Origin of the sequence: Pseudomonas sp. Pseusp3 (assembly GCF_047304225.1) — a bacterium.
In the GTDB taxonomy this organism is placed as follows: Bacteria; Pseudomonadota; Gammaproteobacteria; order Pseudomonadales; family Pseudomonadaceae; genus Aquipseudomonas; species Aquipseudomonas fluorescens_CD.
Window position 1 is genome coordinate 41,942 of record NZ_JBGLYV010000002.1, and the last position, 18,367, is coordinate 60,308.

Annotated in this window: 19 protein-coding genes; 11 read left to right on the plus strand and 8 right to left on the minus strand. The window is 56.5% G+C overall.

The annotated features are described in order from the left end of the window. Positions 1 to 117: 117 nt before the first annotated feature. Complete coding sequence (locus tag ACCD00_RS01110; RefSeq protein ID WP_413421182.1) at positions 118 to 1,230, plus strand: FAD-dependent oxidoreductase; 1,113 nt, start codon at positions 118 to 120, stop codon at positions 1,228 to 1,230. Between the two features lie 107 nt (positions 1,231 to 1,337). Here ACCD00_RS01110 and ACCD00_RS01115 read toward each other — a convergent pair whose 3' ends face one another. Further along, on the minus strand, positions 1,338 to 1,931 hold the full coding sequence (locus tag ACCD00_RS01115; RefSeq protein ID WP_413421184.1) for a TetR/AcrR family transcriptional regulator: 594 nt from the start codon (positions 1,929 to 1,931) through the stop codon (positions 1,338 to 1,340). Between the two features lie 331 nt (positions 1,932 to 2,262). Between ACCD00_RS01115 and ACCD00_RS01120 the strand changes: the two genes are divergently transcribed. From ACCD00_RS01120 to ACCD00_RS01150, 7 genes are read left to right on the plus strand one after another with little or no spacing between them, the layout of a single operon-like run. Next, complete coding sequence (locus ACCD00_RS01120) at positions 2,263 to 2,505, plus strand: hypothetical protein (RefSeq protein ID WP_413421186.1); 243 nt, start codon at positions 2,263 to 2,265, stop codon at positions 2,503 to 2,505. 2 nt (positions 2,506 to 2,507) lie between these two features. Continuing rightward, on the plus strand, positions 2,508 to 2,963 hold the full coding sequence (locus tag ACCD00_RS01125) for a hypothetical protein (RefSeq protein WP_413421188.1): 456 nt from the start codon (positions 2,508 to 2,510) through the stop codon (positions 2,961 to 2,963). A 3-nt stretch (positions 2,964 to 2,966) separates the two neighbouring features. Then, the gene (locus ACCD00_RS01130; protein ID WP_413421190.1) at positions 2,967 to 4,643 is read left to right on the plus strand and encodes an FAD-binding oxidoreductase; all 1,677 of its coding nucleotides are present in this window, start codon (positions 2,967 to 2,969) and stop codon (positions 4,641 to 4,643) included. Beyond that, positions 4,640 to 4,993 (plus strand): c-type cytochrome, encoded by a 354-nt coding sequence (locus ACCD00_RS01135; RefSeq protein ID WP_413421192.1) that lies wholly within the window; start codon positions 4,640 to 4,642, stop codon positions 4,991 to 4,993. The genes ACCD00_RS01130 and ACCD00_RS01135 overlap by 4 nt, the downstream gene beginning before the upstream one ends. Beyond that, positions 4,990 to 6,162: an MFS transporter gene (locus tag ACCD00_RS01140; protein ID WP_413421194.1), complete on the plus strand. Its 1,173-nt coding sequence runs from the start codon at positions 4,990 to 4,992 to the stop codon at positions 6,160 to 6,162. The genes ACCD00_RS01135 and ACCD00_RS01140 overlap by 4 nt, the downstream gene beginning before the upstream one ends. Positions 6,163 to 6,205: 43 nt before the next feature. Next, on the plus strand, positions 6,206 to 6,979 hold the full coding sequence (locus ACCD00_RS01145; RefSeq protein ID WP_413421196.1) for an SDR family NAD(P)-dependent oxidoreductase: 774 nt from the start codon (positions 6,206 to 6,208) through the stop codon (positions 6,977 to 6,979). Positions 6,980 to 6,999: 20 nt separating this feature from the next. Beyond that, positions 7,000 to 8,343: a hypothetical protein gene (locus ACCD00_RS01150; RefSeq protein WP_413421198.1), complete on the plus strand. Its 1,344-nt coding sequence runs from the start codon at positions 7,000 to 7,002 to the stop codon at positions 8,341 to 8,343. A 122-nt stretch (positions 8,344 to 8,465) separates the two neighbouring features. Here the strand turns inward: ACCD00_RS01150 and ACCD00_RS01155 are convergent, their stop codons facing one another. After that, positions 8,466 to 9,089: a TetR/AcrR family transcriptional regulator gene (locus tag ACCD00_RS01155; RefSeq protein WP_413421200.1), complete on the minus strand. Its 624-nt coding sequence runs from the start codon at positions 9,087 to 9,089 to the stop codon at positions 8,466 to 8,468. A 600-nt stretch (positions 9,090 to 9,689) separates the two neighbouring features. On the opposite strand from ACCD00_RS01155, the gene ACCD00_RS01160 reads away from it, so the two are divergent. The 3 genes from ACCD00_RS01160 (at position 9,690) to hpaR (ending at position 12,435) form a co-directional block, all read left to right on the plus strand. Next, a complete protein-coding gene (locus ACCD00_RS01160) occupies positions 9,690 to 10,859 on the plus strand; it encodes a p-hydroxyphenylacetate 3-hydroxylase oxygenase component (RefSeq protein WP_413421202.1) in 1,170 nt (389 codons plus the stop codon). A gap of 76 nt (positions 10,860 to 10,935) precedes the next feature. After that, positions 10,936 to 11,886: a p-hydroxyphenylacetate 3-hydroxylase reductase component gene (locus ACCD00_RS01165; RefSeq protein ID WP_413421204.1), complete on the plus strand. Its 951-nt coding sequence runs from the start codon at positions 10,936 to 10,938 to the stop codon at positions 11,884 to 11,886. A 126-nt stretch (positions 11,887 to 12,012) separates the two neighbouring features. Next, positions 12,013 to 12,435 carry a homoprotocatechuate degradation operon regulator HpaR gene (gene hpaR, locus ACCD00_RS01170; RefSeq protein WP_413421206.1) on the plus strand — a complete coding sequence of 141 codons (423 nt, stop codon included), beginning with the start codon at positions 12,013 to 12,015 and terminating at the stop codon, positions 12,433 to 12,435. 64 nt (positions 12,436 to 12,499) lie between these two features. On the opposite strand, the gene hpaI is transcribed toward hpaR, so the two are convergent. The 6 genes from hpaI to hpaE all read right to left on the minus strand — a co-directional run bounded on the left by hpaI (position 12,500) and on the right by hpaE (position 18,362). Then, complete coding sequence (gene hpaI / locus ACCD00_RS01175) at positions 12,500 to 13,300, minus strand: 4-hydroxy-2-oxoheptanedioate aldolase (RefSeq protein ID WP_413421208.1); 801 nt, start codon at positions 13,298 to 13,300, stop codon at positions 12,500 to 12,502. An 18-nt stretch (positions 13,301 to 13,318) separates the two neighbouring features. Next, entirely contained in the window at positions 13,319 to 14,122 is an 804-nt protein-coding gene (hpaH, locus tag ACCD00_RS01180) for a 2-oxo-hept-4-ene-1,7-dioate hydratase (RefSeq protein ID WP_223457531.1), read from the minus strand. A 12-nt stretch (positions 14,123 to 14,134) separates the two neighbouring features. After that, positions 14,135 to 15,439 carry an MFS transporter gene (locus ACCD00_RS01185; RefSeq protein WP_413421210.1) on the minus strand — a complete coding sequence of 435 codons (1,305 nt, stop codon included), beginning with the start codon at positions 15,437 to 15,439 and terminating at the stop codon, positions 14,135 to 14,137. Between the two features lie 43 nt (positions 15,440 to 15,482). Next, positions 15,483 to 15,875, minus strand: a complete 393-nt coding sequence (locus ACCD00_RS01190; RefSeq protein ID WP_110656884.1) for a 5-carboxymethyl-2-hydroxymuconate Delta-isomerase — start codon at positions 15,873 to 15,875, stop codon at positions 15,483 to 15,485. A 61-nt stretch (positions 15,876 to 15,936) separates the two neighbouring features. Next, positions 15,937 to 16,794, minus strand: coding sequence for a 3,4-dihydroxyphenylacetate 2,3-dioxygenase (gene hpaD / locus ACCD00_RS01195; RefSeq protein WP_095152395.1), 858 nt, complete (start codon positions 16,792 to 16,794; stop codon positions 15,937 to 15,939). A 107-nt stretch (positions 16,795 to 16,901) separates the two neighbouring features. Then, positions 16,902 to 18,362, minus strand: coding sequence for a 5-carboxymethyl-2-hydroxymuconate semialdehyde dehydrogenase (gene hpaE / locus ACCD00_RS01200; protein WP_413421213.1), 1,461 nt, complete (start codon positions 18,360 to 18,362; stop codon positions 16,902 to 16,904). Between the last annotated feature and the right edge of the window lie 5 nt (positions 18,363 to 18,367).

The following is an 18,367-nucleotide window of genomic DNA, read 5'->3' on the forward strand; positions in this document are numbered from 1 at the left end:
TATACCCGGTCGCGGATGTCTCTTGCCGAGGCGTACTTCGATGTACCGGAACTGGCAAACAAGCTGTGTAATTGAATAGCAGCTACCACCCGCCATAGAAGCGGAGAGGAGACAAGAATGAGTCAAGTTAAACGCGTTTTGATTGTGGGCAGCGGAATCGGCGGTGCCACCGCAGCTTATGCACTGCGCAGGGCGGGAGTGGACGTCCACTGTATCGATATCAAACCGGGGATTCCCTCGGCAGGGTCGGGCATTTGCCTGTTACACAACACGGTCCGAGCATTGGACATGATCGGATTGGCGGAGCCTTGTCTCGACAGTGGTATGCGATTCGACGCGTTTCGGCAATTCGATTCCTCAGGTCAACTCCTGCGATCGGACCCTGCACCTCCCAGCTGTGGCATCCGTCGGCCGGAACTTGCTCGAATCCTGGAGTCGGCAGCGCAAGGGGCAGGGGCAGTTCTGGATAAAGGGTTGACGATCGAACATCTCGACGACCGTGGGGACTGCGTCGAAGTTAAATTCTCGGATGGTCGCGAGGCTACCTATGACTTGGTGGTGGCTGCGGATGGTGCCTACTCCAAGCTGCGCGATCAGGTTTTCGGTGCTGAGTGCAGGCCGCAATTTGCAGGTCAGAGTGTCTGGCGTTTCAACGCGCCGCGTCCGGCTCAGATTGATGGGTTCTGTTTGTACCGCAGCCCGACAGGGAAAACGGTGGGTTCTTTCCCGACATCGCAGGACAGCTGCTACCTGTTTTATCTCGAGAACAGCGTAGAGCCTCTGCGGGTACCAGAGGATCAAGCGGGCGCGATGATTCGCGAACGCCTTGCCGAATATACCGCGCCCGCTGTATTGGAAGCTCTTGAGCAGGTGACCGATGCCAGGCAGGTTATCTTCCGTCCGCTGGATATCACGCTGGTGCCGGCACCTTGGTACCGCGGCCGAGTAGTGCTCATCGGTGATGCTGCACATTCACCAACACCGCATATGACGTCTGGAGGTGGCATGGCCATCGAAGATGCCGTGGTGCTTGCAGACTGCATATCCAAGACCCAATCAGTTAACGAGGCATTGGCGATGTATAGCGAGCGCCGATTTGAACGATGCAAAATCATTTGTGACGCGTCATTGCAACTTTGTCGCTATGAGCAGGAAGACCCACTGAAAAATAGAGAGCAGTCGGCGGCTCTATTGCTGAAAACCTATCAATATTTGGGGCAGCCTATCTAAACCACCAGGTTGACGTTATCTGTCAAAAAGTCCCGATTCACCTCTCAGGGTGAATGGGGACTGAGTCAACTCATACTTTTATAACGATCAGCAGCCAACAGTGCTGTTCAGTTTTCTGAGTTAGTTACTCCCAGCAAGTGGTATATGTAGTCGATATGCGACTTGGCAAATTCCTCGTTTAATGGGGCGTGGCCAACCAACAAGCGCATGTAGACTGCTGAGTAGATTATGTCCATAAGCGACTCAACATCGGTGTCGCTTGGGATCTCACCGCTGCGTTTCCATTCTTCAAGTGTTTCTTTAACTATCGCGCGTCGCCCATAGTGGAATCGCTCTCGAAAGGCTCGTAATACTGAAGGGTCAGATTGTCCCTCGGCTATGATTTGAGCAAGTACTCGGCCTGGCCATCCAGAAAACTGTTCTACCAGTGTGCGGAAGTGCGCAGCGATGGCCTTTTTGGGACCGAGTTCAATTGGCAGTGGGGTCTTCAGAAGATGGTTTTCAATGAAGGCGTCAATCACGAGCAACGCTTTAGAGTCCCACCATCTGTAGATCGTTGCTTTGCTGACACCGGCTTCCTTTGCAATTGCCTCAATCGAGATGGCCTGAATAGAGTTCTCGTGTAGCAACTTGATGGTCGAATTCAGTATTTGCAGTCGAGTAGCTTCGCTGCGTGGTCGTCCTAAAGACTTCTCCTGCATAAAGTATTCCTTAATAAATGACTAATTTTAACAGGAGCGTAATGCTGCATTGCTCACTCTGCGGCGTGGGCGGCTGCCTGCTGAAATCAAGCTGAGGCGTTTCTGATCGTAGCCAACAGACCACTCAAGAAGCAATGTAAAAAACGCTTTGGGTCTGGCTTGGCGAGTGTGGAAGGCCCGTGTGGGCTGACTCCGTAGGCAGATGAAAGCTGCCAGCTGACGAAATCGAAAAAAGTAAGCTTGCACAAAACGGTACGGATCGTATATGTTTGTTTCGCGCATATTAAGCCTGTCACGGGCACAACAACAAGAATGCGCGGAGGAGACAAACATGCATCAGGGTTCAAGCCTGAAAGGCGATGTTGCGACCGTTACCATTGTGGGTCGCATCTGGCACTCGACCAGTGAACAGATGGCCGAACGCGACAAGCACTTCGCGTCCGCTGATTTCCAACACTTCCCCGTCAACGCTGCTTCGACGCGCGATACCACCGGCTCGATCCTCGACGCCGATCTCAGTCTCTTAATCGGCGTTCAGAGCTCCGCTACATTCCTCAACATTTTCGGGGAGTGAGCATGTCGATCCCCAATATTTCCAATCTCGGATTTGGGCGGCGCCAGTTGCTCGTGTCTACCGCAAGTGCCGCGACGCTCGCCATGCTGGGGGCGATACCGGCGCTCGCGAAGCCATCTCGAGAGATCGCTCGAAAACCATTCGACCCCAGTCAGTTTGATGTCCGCTTTGTCGTGACGGACCGCCGGTTGCCGCAAAGCCTGGCTTTCGCCATTGAGCATGCCAAAAAAGGCAGTGCGCGGCTTGAAGTCACGAATGGACTCACGAGGCTTTGGCAGGAATCGCTCGTACCGTTTTGGCGTGAGCAAGGTGGCGCTGTCGCCGGACTCACCACGCGCGAGGTTTGGCATTGCCTTGCAGAACAAGCACGCAGCCAGTCGCGCCGTACGGTTGTGCTGCATCAGTACGATGTACCGGCGAGCCAACCCAATCCTTTGGTTTCATGGATCATCGCGTGAATTATGAGAACACCCCCGAATGTTTCCCCCGAAGTTTTTTCCGTCGCGCTACAGGCGTTTGCTGGTGTAGTCGGAAAAGAATGGGTCTTCGTTGAGGACGAGGATCTGTTTCCCTACCGTGATTCTTATTCCCCGCTGCGCGACACGCCTGAGGATCGAAGCGCATCAGCTGCCGTGGCGCCCGGTTCGGTTGAAGAGGTGCAGGCGGTCGTGCGCATTGCCGATAAGCACCGCATACCGCTTTATACGATTTCCACCGGCAAAAACCTCGGCTACGGCGGTTCAGCGCCCAATCATGGCGGCAGTGTTGTGCTGGATCTGAAGCGGATGAACCGCATCATTGAGGTCAGCGAAAGCAACGGCTACGCAATCGTGGAGCCCGGCGTCAGCTATTTCGATCTGTATAACTACATCCAGGAACGTGGCCTGAAAGTGTGGTTGGATGTCGCCGACCCGGGCTGGGGCAGTGTGGTTGGCAATGCGCTTGATCATGGCGTGGGTCACACGTTGTCGCGCTTTCGCAACCACTTCGATTCGCACTGCGGAATGGAGGTGGTGCTGGCCAATGGGGAGGTGGTTCGCACAGGAATGGGAGCGCTTCCCGGTTCCCAGACGTGGGGGCAATTCAAGATGGGCATGGGGCCGATCCTGGATGGCATTTTTTCCCAGTCCAATTTCGGCGTTGTCACCAAGATGGGCATTTGGTTAATGCCGGCACCAGAAGCCTTCATGCACGGCATGGTGATGGCCGCGCGTTATGACGACCTGCACGCGGTAGTGGAATTGCTCAAGTACGTCGAGAACACTGGTTTGGCTCCTGGTGCGCCGGAGATGGGCAGTCCGCTGCTCGGTATCAGCAATTACACGAAACATCTGGTGGATGCCTTTTACGATGGTCCGCCGCAATTGCAGAAGCAGCATGCTGACTTGGTTGCGAAAGCCAGGATCGGTTATTCGGCTGAATTGCAGAAGTATGGGCAAGACAACAACATTCCTTACTGGGTGCTCAACCTGAAGTTCTACGGACCGCAGAAGGTGATCCAGGCGCAGTGGGAAGTGGTGCAGGAGCTGGCGGCAAAGTCGATCAAGGGCGTGCGCTTTCAGGTTGGCCAGGTTCAGACCGATCCGCGCAAAGCTTCTGCTGAGTGGACGGTTTATCCCCAGGATGTGGGTGTGCCGAACATGGATTTCTTCGGTATGGGCACGCGTGCCGGAGGCAACCCGCATCCGATGCGCGGCCATATGTGGTTCTCTCCAGTCATACCACAGACTGCACAAGGCATCCTCGAAGCCAACCGTGTCTTCGACGAAGCGCACCGCACCATGCCTGCGCTGCAGAATGTGCCGATCTGGAATCTCAGGCCTTTTGCGTTGCCTGCGCCGTTTTTCGAGCGCGCTTTCCTTTTCATCGTGGGCTTCCCGATCACCGATGATACGGCGATGAACAAGGCCTCCATCAAGGCGTATCGGACGCTGCTGGATATCGGCGCACAGCATGGCTGGGGCGAATATCGCTGCCACCCGGAATTCCAGGACCAGGCCATGGGCCTGTATTCGTACAACAACAACAGCCTGCTGCGCTTGAACGAGGTCATCAAGGACGCCATCGATCCTAACGGGACTCTTTCGCCGGGCCGCTACGGCATCTGGCCCAGGCACTTGAGGAAGGACGCCAAATGAAGACGATCCGTCTCATCGTGCTGATGATGCTGGCATGCATGGCTGGTCTGGCGGTCGCCTCCGAGCCGGCCAGACAAGCTATGTCGGCGCATCCTGGCAAGCCGATTTTCGATCAATGGTGCGCGATCTGTCACGCCGCAGCGCCACGTATGCCCGGCACTGCTTCGCTGGCGGCCAAGTACGGCGGCAGCTTACCGGCTGCCTTGGAAGACCGCACTGACATGCCCCCGGTCTTCATCAAACATTTCGTTCGCAACGGCGTACTGATCATGCCGGCATTTCGTAAAACCGAAATAACCGACGCCGACCTTCAATTGCTCGTCGACTACCTAAAGGCTAAAGACCAATGAGCTCACATACTGTTTCTGACACCTTGAGCAAAGCTGCTGGCAACCGGAGGGCATCGCGCAACGGCACCGCAGCGCTCGTCATCGGGCATTGCGCTGGCCTGATGGATATCACCACTTTGCCGATCTGGGTTGGAATCGTCCTGATCGGGCAACTGGCACTTGATCCGCAGCGTGCTGGATTCCTGCTGACTCTTTTCCTCGGGTCGGTCGTGCTTAGCAGTCTGTGTATCGCACCAAAACTGTCCCGACTCAACCGCAAGCGCATGGCATCGGCAGCCTATGCAGTGGCTGGTATGGCCTTTGCCAGCATGCCAAGCGCGAGCGCCAGCTATATCCTTCTGGCTTCTGCGCATGTCGTCGCAGGCCTGGCGGTCGGCTGCGGCCTGTCGATAGTTCACGGGACGATGGGGGCGACCGCCAATCCGCACCGCACAGCGGCAATGGCTTTCAGCTCGTTGAGCCTGGTGTCCATCTTGGTGATGGCGACGCTGCCTCCGCTAGTGGGCAAGATCGGCCCGAACATATTCTTCTACACGATGTCGGGCATCATGTTCACTGCCGCACTGGCCGCACTGCTGGCTTTTCCGAACGTTGCCCGTACGGTCCAGCACGATGGATCCACTCTCAACCGGTTGCCTACCCGAGTGTGGTTCGGCATTGCCGGCGTGAGTCTTCTGATGGTGAGCCATTCGATGGTCTTCGGCTTTATCGAGCGTGTAGGCGGCTGGCATGGATTCGGCGCGGCGCAGATCACCACGGTGCTTGTCATCAGTGGTTTCGTGAATCTCGTACCTGTCGCCCTTTCCAGCCTGCTCGAACGCCACTTGCCGGCCTCGGGCGTAGTCATCGCCGGTCCCCTGATCCAAGCCACCGCAGCTGTCGCAGTGACCCAGTTCAGTGGTTACGGGGTTTACATCGTAGCAACCTCAGTGCTCATCGCGGTCGTTACATTTACCCATGTGTTCGCATTCGGGGTGCTGGCGCGACTGGACCCGTCCGGTCGCGTGGTCGCGGCCACCCCGGTGATGGTCATGGCGGGTTCGGCTACTGGCCCACTCCTTGGGGGCGTGCTCGCCCTGCATATTGGTTATGGCAGCTTGGGCTGGGCGGCATTGGTATTGGGCCTTCTGTCGGCCATCTGCTTTCGCCTTGGTACCCGCAAGGCTTGACGACAAACAACAATAATATGAAGTCCCTTACTAGAGGTTTGGCATGAGCAAGCGATTGCAGGACAAGGTCGTTTTACTGACTGGCATTGGCAGTGGGATGGGGCGCGAGACAGCTCGGCTTTTCGCCAGCGAAGGCGCGATCGTCGTTGGGTGCGACATCAATCTGCAGACGGCCGCAGAAACCGCGAAGCTGGTAGAAAACGATGGTCATTGCATCGACGTGGTTGCTCCTGTCGACCTCGGTAATCGCGACGATGTAGCGCGTTGGATCGATGGTGCGGCGGCTCGGCATGGCCGCATCGACGCGCTGTACAACAACGCCAGTCTGCCGCGCTTTGCGCCTTTTGCGGTGCAGAGCGATGCCGACTATGTCTTCACGATCCAGAATGAACTCGATCTTGTCTGGCGTGCTTGCCAGCTTGCCTGGCCACATCTGGTGAAGTCCAAAGGTGCCATCGTCAACATCGGCTCCGGTGCTGGCATGCAGGGGGCGAGAACGTTGCCGCAGGCTGCGCATGCCGCGGCGAAGGGGGCGGTCCTTGCCCTGACGCGCCAGCTGGCCGCAGAAGGCATAGCTGTTGGTGTACGGGTTAACTCGGTCAGCCCTGGTGTAATGAACACCCCGCCGGTTCAGGCGATGTATCGGGAGTTTGGTGACAAGGCACCCGTGGCCCCGATCGTGGAACGCACCCTGACGGGTAAGCCGGGCGAGCCGATCGCTGTCGCTTGGGCAGGTCTTTACCTGACCTCTGATGAGTCTAAATGGGTCACCGGGATCAATATTCCCGTGGACGGTGGTGCCAGCTCAATCATGTAAGTCGAGTTGGATTCAGCTGATTGAACCCGCAAGCCGACTCTAAACAGGCAAGAGTAGTTTTGACCATGTCCAACATTTCCATGAATACAAGCAATGCAGCAAAGGTGCTGGCAAGCTCGCTGCAGATCAATGGATTGCAGATAAAAAACCGCATTATCCTTGGGCCGATGGCGGTGCTTCGCCCGACCGAAGACGGCCGCCCAAGTGAGCAGACCATCGCGTTCCTCAAGCGTCGTGCGCAGGGCGGGGTGGGCCTGGTCATCGTTGGTGGATCGGTGTGCAGCGAACGCGCCTGGAACGAGTCACCGTTTGCGCCAAACCTGCGCTTTGACAAGGACGAATTTGTCGATGATCTCAAGCGCCTGACCGACGCGGTACATGAAAGCGGTGCGGCAGTGTTCGCACAGCTGTTTCCGAGTTTCGGCCGCATGGGCGTGCCGCGCAATGGTCAGTGGATTTTGGCGGCCAGCCCGAAGCCGGTGAACCTGGGGGCCGGTGGCTTGCCCAACCATCTCTACATCCCCGGCGGCCGAATCACACCGGTGCCACACGAGGCAAGCATCCAGGAGATCAAGGACATCGAGGCGAGCGTCGTCAGTGGTGCACGCCGGGCCAAGGCTTGTGGTTTCGATGGCGTCGAGATTGGCGCACACATGTGCTACTTCTACTCGTCCTTTTTGTCCTCGCTGGCCAATCAGCGCACCGATGAATATGGCGGCTCGGTGGCCAATCGCGCAAGAGCGTTGCGCGACGTGGTTGCAGCGGTGCGCGCCGAAGTCGGCCCGGATTATCCGGTGGGTGTGCGCATGAGTGTGAATGACCATATGCCCGGTGGCCAGGGGCCTGAGGGTTACGCTGAAGTGGCAGCGCACATCGCCGAAGTCGGCCTGGACTTCATCTCGCTCAGCGAGGGCAACTACGAGTCGATGCGTGACAATGTGCCGAGCACTTCCGGCAACATGCTGACCCACGGAGAGCCGCTGGCCTTTCGCAAGGCGCTCGGTAGCGGGGTGCTCCTGTTCCTTTCCAGTACTCCAGACCCCCGGCAAGCGGCGGCGGCTATTTGGGACGGTGATGTCGATGCAAGCATGCTGGCGCGGCAGATGCTGGCCGATCCTGATTATGCGGTGAAGGTAATCGAAGGTCGTGAGGCTGAGATCGTGTGGTGCGACCATGCCAATTCCTGTTTACGCAGGCTGATACTCAACGCGCCGGTTGCCTGTCATAAAAACCCGGAGATGGGACGCGAGGATCCGAAGGCCAAACGTTCCAGTCCGGTTCAGAACCTGGGCGTCTGGGTAGCCGGTAACAACGTGCTGATGGGCGTTGCCGATAAGCTCGCCCGCGCCACGAAAAAGAAATGACCCAATTGGGGCGAGCACTTCGATCAGTCTTATAGCGAGATGAGCGGGGTGTTCGTTTCCAATGGCTCCACGTCGGTATCCGATCAACTCAACGCTTGCGCACTGAACTTGATCAACAACGATCAGGCCTCGGGGTCAGTGCTCTTGACACCCAGTAAGTGGTACACAAAGTTTATGTGAGACTCGGCAAACGCCTGGTTAAGTGGGGCGTGTCCAATCATGAGTCGCATGTAAACGGCCCCGTAAATCAAATCCATCAGTATCTCGATATCCGTATCGGGAGATATCTCGCCGCTCACCCTCCATTCTTCTAGTGTTTCTCGAATTATCGCGCGCCTTCCATAATGAAACCGCTCTCGAAAATCTCTCAAAATAGAGGGATCTGATTGACCTTCCGCGAGTATTTGTGCGACCAGTCGACCGGCCCAACCAGAGTATTGGTCTACGAGTGAGCGGAAGTGCTGAGCAATTGCCTCTCTCGGACCCAGCTCTCGTGGCAAGACTGTCTTCAACATTTGGTTGTCTATGAATGCGTCGATAACGACTAACGCTTTGGAGTCCCACCACCGGTATATGGTTGATTTACTAACGCCAGCTTCTCGTGCTATCGCCTCGATCGAGATGGCTTGAATGGATTTTTCCTGCAGCAGCCTGATGGTGGCGTCCAGGATCTGACGGCGCGTAGCTTCGCTTCGTGGGCGACCCACTATCGATTTGGTGGTCGATACAGGTTTGTAAGTCGACATTTTCCAGATCCCTTACCCAGGTGCATTTGTTTCTAAAAAAAAAAGCCCAGGATGGCTCTCGTCAAGAAATAATTAGTATACGCAGTGTTTAGTATATTGCCTGTGTGTGAAAAATTCTACCTTGGCTGTGCTCAATCCAGCAGGAAAATGTTCGCTCGAAATAAGCTTGTTTTGTTGTTTTTAGCGCGGTCTAGGGTGCTCAAGCTGAAGGCTCTGTTGCAGTGTAAATTGCTTCGCTTGGTCGACTCTCTACAAGTCATTACGTTTCGTTTGTATGAGGTTTTTTGCTCGGATCTGTTGTCGGTAAGTCGGCGGCGTGGGGGCAAGCCAGGAGGGAAGGGCAGCGGCCATTTTTAAACAGTCAGCGATGAACATCACTTTCAGGTCCATTTTTCTTCGCGTTTTGTTCGTTGCTTAAAGACTCTATGAAAAGTGCAATCTTCTATTTGTAACGTGCATTTTTCGTAGTGCCCCAGCACCTCATACTGAACAGGTGCTGACGCGCGTACCCGCTTGCCATCTACCGTACGGTGCCTTCTGGCGCTGTTCGCAAGCGCCTGCCAAGCGGAGCGCTACTATCCAATAATAAAGAGACCGCCCATGAAAACTCCAAACCCGCTGCTGGAAGACCTGAAAGGTGTTCTGCCTACTATCGCGGCTAATGCCTTCGAGGCCGAACGCTCGCGTTGTGTTCCCGCCGAAAATATCGCCCTGCTCAAAGGCATTGGTATGCACCATGCGCTGCAGCCGAAAAAGTACGGCGGCATGGAGATCTCTTTGCCTCAGTTTGCCGACTGCATCGCATTGTTGGCCGGTTCCTGTGCCAGTACGGCCTGGGCCATGAGCCTTCTATGTACTCACAGTCATCAAATCGCAATGTTTTCCAGCAAGCTGCAGGATGAGATGTGGGGAAATGACCCCGATGCCACTGCCAGCAGCAGCATCGCGCCTTTTGGTCGCACCGAGGAGGTGGAGGGTGGCGTCACTTTCAGTGGCGAGATGGGATGGAGTTCAGGCTGTGATCATGCCGAATGGGCCATCATGGGGTTCTTTCGCGAGAATACCGAAGGTACTCGGGATTATTGTTTCGCGGTGCTGCCAAGCAGTGACTACGAAATTCGTGATGACTGGTTTGCCGTTGGTATGCGCGGTAGTGGTAGCAAAACCCTGATCGTCAAGAATGCTTTCGTGCCCGAGCACCGAATCCAGAAAGCCAAGGACATGATCGAAGGCAAGTCGGCGGGCTTTGGTTTGTATCCGGACAGCAAGATTTTCTTCGCCCCTTATCGACCTTATTTCGCCAGCGGTTTTTCGACCGTCAGCCTGGGTATTGCCGAGCGTATGCTGGATGTCTTCCGCGAGAAAACCCGCAACCGCGTCCGTGCCTACACCGGTGCCGCTGTCGGTGCCGCCACCCCGGCATTGATGCGCCTGGCCGAGTCCACGCATCAGGTTGCGGCCGCCCGAGCGTTGCTGGAGAAAAGCTGGGAGGAGATTGCCGAATACAGTGAGCGCCACGAGTACCCTAGCCGCACCACGCTCACGTTCTGGCGTACCAATCAAGGCTATGCCACGAAAATGTGTATCCAGGCCGTGGACCGTCTAATGGAAGCGGCCGGCGGCGGTGCCTGGTTTGAAACCAACGAGTTGCAACGCCTTTTCCGCGATTCACATCTGACGGGTGCGCATGCATACACCGACTATGACGTCTGTGCACAGATACTCGGTCGCGAACTGATGGGTCTCGAGCCCGATCCGTCAATGGCCTGAGGCCGTTCGCCGCCAAGCCATAAGCCCCTCATAAAAAAATTCAGAGTACGCCTCAGGGTGTGCTCGGGAGCCTTGCATGTCCGATATCAATGAGATTGCCGTTTCTTCTGCCTTCGATGCCCGTGCATTTCGCCGCGCATTAGGTAACTTCGCCACCGGTGTAACCGTGGTGACAGCCGCCGACCACAACGGCCGCAAAGTGGGGGTGACGGCCAACAGTTTCAACTCGGTGTCGCTCGATCCTCCGTTAATTCTCTGGAGTATCGATAAACGATCTACAAGTCACGACGTATTTGCTGCCGCTACGCATTTTGCCGTGAACGTGCTTGCTGCCGATCAAATTGATTTGTCGAACAATTTCGCCCGTCCGAAAGACGATCGTTTTGATGGCATCGAATACGAATCAGGTCACGGGGGGGCGCCAATTCTTGTTGATTGTTCAGCGCGCTTTCAGTGCAAAAAGCATCAGCAGGTGGACGGCGGTGATCATTGGATCATGATTGGCAGGGTAGTGGCTTTTGATGATTTTGGTCGTTCGCCGTTGCTTTACCACCAGGGTGCTTACTCCATGGTGCTGCCCCACACACGCATGACAAAAAGTGCCGAAGGTCAGCCGCCGAGCAGCCACTTCCAGGGGAGGCTGAGCCACAATTTGTACTACCTCATGACCCAAGCGTTGCGCGCTTATCAGGCAAGCTACCAGCCGCGGCAATTGTCGACAGGTTTGCGGACCAGTGAGGCACGTATGCTGATGGTGCTGGAAAATGATGCGGGTTTAAGCCTCATCGATCTGCAACGCGAGGTGGCGATGCCCGTGCGGGAGATCGAAGAGGCCGTTGCCAATCTCACTCGCAAGGGGCTGGTCTGTGAGGAGGATGGGCGCTTGCGTCTGACGGTTAAAGGTATCGATGAAACAGAAGGATTGTGGTCAATAGCCCGTGAACAGCAGGAAAAAGTCTTCAGCCAGTTCAGCGACGACCAATTGGAAACCTTCAAGACTGTGTTGAAAGCGGTTATCAGGCTCTGAATTGCTCTGGTCAGTGATCAAATGGACGGCGCCAAAGGCGCCGTTTTTTTATGGAAGCAAGAAGCTTTATGGGTATCTCAGCGTGATAATATCATTAACATGCTAACTAAATTAGAGTCATATTAAATGTCCAGGCACCGACAGTCTTTGACACTCAACTTGCTCCAGGCCCGTGAAGTCGCCATGAGCTTTTTCCGGCCCTCTCTGAAGGATATAGGCCTCACTGAGCAACAATGGCGGGTGGTGCGAATTCTCAGTCAACAGGGCGAACTGGAGATCAATCGCCTGGCGGACCTGGCGTGCATTCTCAAGCCCAGCATGACAGGCGTACTGGCGCGGATGGAGACCGCAGAGTTGGTCGAACGACGGCGCTCAGAACACGACCAGCGTCGAGTGCTGGTGAAACTGACGGGGGCCGGAGATAGTTGTTTTGAAAGTATGAGGGGGCGCATGGAAGAGAACTATGAGCGCTTGCAGGAGCGCTTCGGCGCAGAAAAATTGCAGACGTTGTTGGGGTTGCTCAACGATTTGAAGTCACTGAAGCGTTGATCTGCGGAGGATCACTGCTGGCAGAAACGACCGCCAGCAGCGACTATCTGCAATTGACCTGAAATCAGTAAACGCCGCCAGTACTGAGGGTGGCCGGGGTATTTTTGAACTTGCTTGTCAGTGCTTGCAGGCCTTGCATCAGTACAGTGGTGTCGACGCCCACCGCTACGAATGCCGCGCCGAGCTCGATGTAGCGCCTGGCCAGTTTTTCGTCAGCGCTGAGAATGCCGGGTGCTTTACCCGCATTGCGGATTCGAATGATCGTGTCTTCAATGACGGCTTGAACTTCGGGATGCCCCGGATTGCCGCGATGGCCCATGGCGGCGCTGAGGTCGGCGGGGCCGATAAACACCCCGTCAACGCCTTCGACGTTGACGATGGCATCCAGATTGGTCAGGCCTTTGAGGCTTTCAATCTGCACCAGCAGGCATATTTGCTCATCAGCCTTGTCCAGGTACCCAGGCACGGTATTCCAGCGCGACGCCCGTGCCAGAGCACTGCCTACACCGCGCACGCCACTGGGCGGATAGCGCACAGCGCGCACCAGTTCTCGCGCTTGCCCGGCGCTTTCGACCATCGGCACCAGCAAGGTCTGGGTGCCTATATCCAAAATCTGTTTGATCAACGTGGTGTCGCCAGTGACAGGACGGATGACCGGATGACTGGCGTAAGGCGCTATCGCCTGCAGTTGGCCAAGCATGCTGCGTACGTCATTGGGCGCATGCTCGCCGTCGATCAATAGCCAATCGAAGTCGGCATTGGCTGCCAGCTCTGCGCAATAAGGAGTGGCCAGACCGAGCCAAAGGCCGATCTGCGCCTTGCCACTTTTCAGGCGTTGCTTGAATGTGTTGAAGGGCATATCCATGAAACGATCCTCCAGAAATCAGACAAAGCGGCAGGAGATGGAGCCCAGCATGTCGTAGTCGACATGGAAGGTATCGCCTGGGCTGGCAGCCACCGGACGGGTAAACGATCCGCCCAGAATAATTTGCCCCGGTTGCAACGTGACATCGTAAGGTGCGAGCTTGTTGGCAAGCCAGGCGACACCTTTCGCCGGGTGATTGAGCACCGCGGCAGAAACCCCTGATTCCTCGATCACACCATTGCGGTACAAGACAGCGGGCACCTTGCGCAGGTCGACCTCATGAGGGCGCACAGCGCGACCGCCCATGACCACCCCTGCGTTCGCCGCATTGTCGGAAATGGTGTCGAAGACCTTGCGCGTGGCTTTGGTCTCGGGATCGATCTGCTGGATACGCGCGTCAATGATTTCCAGGGCAGGGATCACCCATTCAGTAGCATCCAGCACATCGAAAATAGTGACGTTGGGGCCTTTGAGGGGCTTGCCGAGAATGAATGCCAGCTCCACTTCAACGCGCGGCACGATAAAACGGTTGAAGGGGATATCGGTGCCTTCGTCGAACAGCATGTCGTCAAGCAACGCCCCGTAATCCGGTTCTGTGATGTTTGATGAAACCTGCATGGCCCGAGAGGTCAGGCCAATCTTGTGCCCCACCAACTTTCGTCCGTTCTTTATTTTCTGCGCCACCCAGGCTCGCTGAATGGCATAGGCATCTTCGATGGTGATCTGTGGATGCGCGAGGGAGAACTGCCCGACTTGTTCACGAGAGCGTTCGGCGTTGTCCAGTTGAGCAGCGGCTTGCTGGATGAATTCTTGATCAAGCATGACGTGGATCTCTTAATGAGGGTTGACGATGGCGGCGGGCGTGCGCAGCACCAGGAAGGCGCCGGCGACGATCAAGGTCGCGAGGACGTAGAGGGCAAGGCTGGCGCTGTGCGTGGTGTCACGCATCCAGCCAATCAGATTGGGTGTCAGGAACGAGGCAATGCTTCCCAGGGAACTGATCAAGGCGATGCCCGCCGCCTGGGTACGGTTTGACAGGAAAGCGGGTGGTAACTGCCAGAACATCGGTAGGGCGGCGCTCGCGCCCATACCCGCAATCACCAGGCCGCCGATTACCATGACGGGATCGTCAGGCATCAGGCCGGCTACGGCGATACCGAGGGCAGACATGAGCAATGGCACACACAAGTGCCACCGGCGTTCGCGGTGCCGATCCGATGAACGTCCGCAGGCGATCATGAAACCGCAGCCCGCCAGGTAAGGCAGTGCACTGAGCAGGCCGACCTTACCATCGCTGCCAATCCCGGCGCTGTGAATCAGGGTAGGCATCCAGAACGCTAGCGTGTTGACCGCCAACATGACTGCGCAATAGATGCCCACCAGCAGCCAGACCTGCGGATCTCGCAGAATTCCGCCAAACGAAATGATGGGTTTGCGTTGCTCTTCGCTAGCCAGTTGCTTGCGCAGCTGGTCTTTCTGTTCGTTGCTCAGCCAGCTGACTGACTCGAAGTTGTCAGGCAGCACCTTGAGTACCAGCAAGCCGAGAAGCACGACTGGCGCGCCTTCAATCAGGAACATCCACTGCCACCCATGCAGGCCACCAACATCATGCAAGCCTTGCAGGATACCGCCCGATAGAGGGCCACCGACAACCCCGGCCAGCGGCACGGCAATGGCAAACAACGCGGTGACTTGTGCGCGCCTGCTGGCCGGATACCAGCGGTTCAGGTACACCAAAATGCCTGGGAAAAATCCGGCCTCGGCGACGCCGAGCAAGAAGCGCAACGCGTAGAAACCCTCAGCGTTTTTGATCAACAGCATGCTGGTCGACAGGGTCCCCCAGACGACCATCAACAAAGCGATCCAGCGTCGTGGTCCGATGCGATCCAGAGCGATGTTGCTGGGTAAACCGAACATCGCGTAGGCGATAAAAAACAGGCCCGCACCAAAGCCGTAGACGGTATCGCTGAACTGCAGGTCGGCGCCCATCTGCATCTTGGCGAAACCAATGTTGATCCGATCAAGATGAGCAAACAGGTAACACACCAGCAGCAGTGGCATCAGCCGCCAGGTCACTGTGCGGTGGGTCGACATTGAGGCATCGCTCAATGGCTGTGTAGCGGAAGTGGCTATGCTCATGATTTTGTACTTTTTGTGAGAGTGGCCGTGGGGGGAGGGCTTGCTAATTCGCCTGCTGCTTGAGGAAGGCATGCACGTTGTTGAGCTTGAAGTTCAGCTCGGGGTGCAGCTCGATCATTTCAAACGACAGCGCCAGCAGACGTTCTGCCTGCAGCGGAGCGAAGTGGGCGGTAATGACTTCGAACAGCTTTTCAGCGACCTGTTGGCGCGTCGCCAGGTCGCGGCCATGGCCAACCTTCAGCGTCATGTGGACGAAGGCGTAATCGTGTTTGCCGTCGGCCATACGCCACGTATCCAGTCGAACGCCTCGGCTACGGATACCCCCCAGCGGAAATACACCGCTGCCCCCAAGTGTCGCGTGGATTTTTTCAAAGAGACCCGGCAAGTCGGCCTGTTGCTCGATGTTGTCGGTGTATTCAGCAATAAAATGCGGCATGTGCCCTCCTGGTAGGCAGTTGCGCTCAGCGGTGGGCGCGCCCCTGCCGCTTGAGCGAAATTCAGAGCGGGAAAATGGCGTTGATCTGGCCGGTTCCGGAGCTTCCAAAGGGCTCCGTGAGGACTTCGACCGGCTTGTTGTAGTCAGGACCTCCCAGCAGCCCCAGGAGCATGGCGGTGTCGTGCATCTTGCCTTCGCCGAAGCAGTGCTCGGCGTAATCAGGAAGCATTGCGCAGAATTCTTTGAATCGACCTTCACGCCACAACTTGACCACGTGCATGTCGACCTGTTTGTCGAATTCGCGAGTCCAGTTGTGGATATTGGCTTCCGCCTCGCGATCGTCAGAGAAACGATGCGACAGTGATCCGGAGGCCAGCACCAGGACTTTGCGGTCGCTCTTCTCGATTGCGCGGCGTACGGCGGCACCGAAAGTGAAGCTGTCTTCCAGACGATGCCAGGCACACCAGGCCGCGATGGAAATTACCTTGAGTTTTTCGGCTGCAGGTACATCCATATGCATATAGCGCATGGGCACCAGGGTGCCGTATTCCAGTTCCAGACTCGGGATGTTATGCGACAGCGTACGCACACCGGCTGCGTTGGCTTCCTCGGCGATCAGTTGTCCGAGTTCCGGGCAGCCTGGGTAGTGGTAAACCATGTCCTTGATGAAATGCGGTAGTTCATTGCTTGTGTAAACACCACTGAAGTGCTCACCGTTGTTCACGTGGTAGCCGCTGTTGACGAGCCAATGCACGTCGAACACGACGGCAGTGTCGGCACCCAATTCGCGCGCACGGCGACCTATTTCCTTATGCCCTGCGATGGCTGCGGCACGACAGCCGTGGTGTTTGCCCGGCAGTTCGGACAAGTACATCGACGGCACATGACAGACTTTTGCTGCCAGGACGACTTCGCCCATGATGATTCTCCTGAAATTATTCTTGTCGGTTCAATTCAGCGGCCAGTGAAAACTGCGATGAGCCGATGCGCGACTCATCGAAGCCTTCAGCAGCGGCTATCGGCTGCTCACAATCCCCAGCGAGGGATGTGATGACTGCCCATGGAAATGCAGACGTTCTTGATTTCGGCGAACACTTCAAAGCTGTATTGGCCGCCTTCGCGTCCGGTACCGGAACCTTTCACACCACCGAACGGCTGACGCAAGTCCCGCACGTTCTGACTGTTGATGAATACCATACCGGCTTCGATACCGTAGGCCAGGCGATGGGCCTTGCCGATGTCTTGGGTCCAGATGTAGGACGCCAAGCCGTATTCGGTGTCGTTAGCCAGTTGCAGGGCCTCGGCTTCATCCTTGAACGGAATCAGGCACACCACCGGACCGAAGATTTCTTCCTGGGCAATGCGCATTTTATTGTTCACGTCGGCGAACACAGTCGGTTGGATGAACTGGCCTTTGCTCAAATGGGCCGGCAGGTTGGCCGGACGTTCCAGGCCGCCAGCGAGAAGGGTGGCGCCTTCTTCGATGCCGATCTTGATGTAGCCGGTGACCTTGTCGTAGTGGGCCTGGGTGATCATCGAGCCGACCTGGGTTTTCGGGTCTTGCGGATCACCGACGATCAAGCGTTTGGCACGTGCCGCGAACTCAGCCACGAACTGCGGGTAAACACTTTCCTGGATGAAGATACGGCTACCGGCGGTGCAGCGCTCGCCATTGAGCGAGAAGATGGTGAACAACGCCGCGTCGAGGGCACGCTCCAGATCGGCATCTTCAAAGATCAATACCGGGGACTTGCCGCCCAGTTCCATGGAGTACTTTTTCAGGCCGGCGGTTTGCATGATTTTCTTGCCGGTGGCGGTGCCGCCGGTGAAGGAAATCGCTCGTACGTCCGGGTGCCGAACTAGCGCGTCACCGGCAGTAGCGCCATAGCCCTGGATGACGTTGAGTACACCGTTCGGAATGCCAGCTTCGACGGCCAGGCGACCCAGTTCGTTGGCCGTCAGCGGCGACAGCTCGGACATTTTCAGCACGGCAGTGTTGCCCAGTGCCAGGCACGGCGCAGTCTTCCAGGTCGCCGTCATGAACGGCACGTTCCAGGGTGACACCAGGCCGCAAACGCCCACCGGTTGGTACAAGGTGTAGTTGAGCATCTGGTCGTCGACCGGGTAACTGTGACCGTCCATGCGGGTGCAGACTTCGGCGAAAAAATCGAAGTTGTGCGAAGCGCGAGGGATCAACACGTTCTTGGTCTGATGGATCGGCAAACCAGTGTCCAGGGTTTCCAGCTCGGCCAGATGTGGAACGTTTTGCTCAATCAACTCGCCAAGTCTGCGCATCAGTCGTGCGCGCTCTTTGGCGGGCGTATTGGCCCATTTAGGAAAGGCTTCCTTGGCCGCCGCCACCGCTTGTGCGACTTCTTCAGCACCGCCACTGGCCACTTCACCAATCGCTTCGCCGGTGGCCGGATTGTAGTTGGTGAAGGTGTCTTTGCTTTCGACCTCACGGCCATTGATCCAATGTTTGATCATATTGC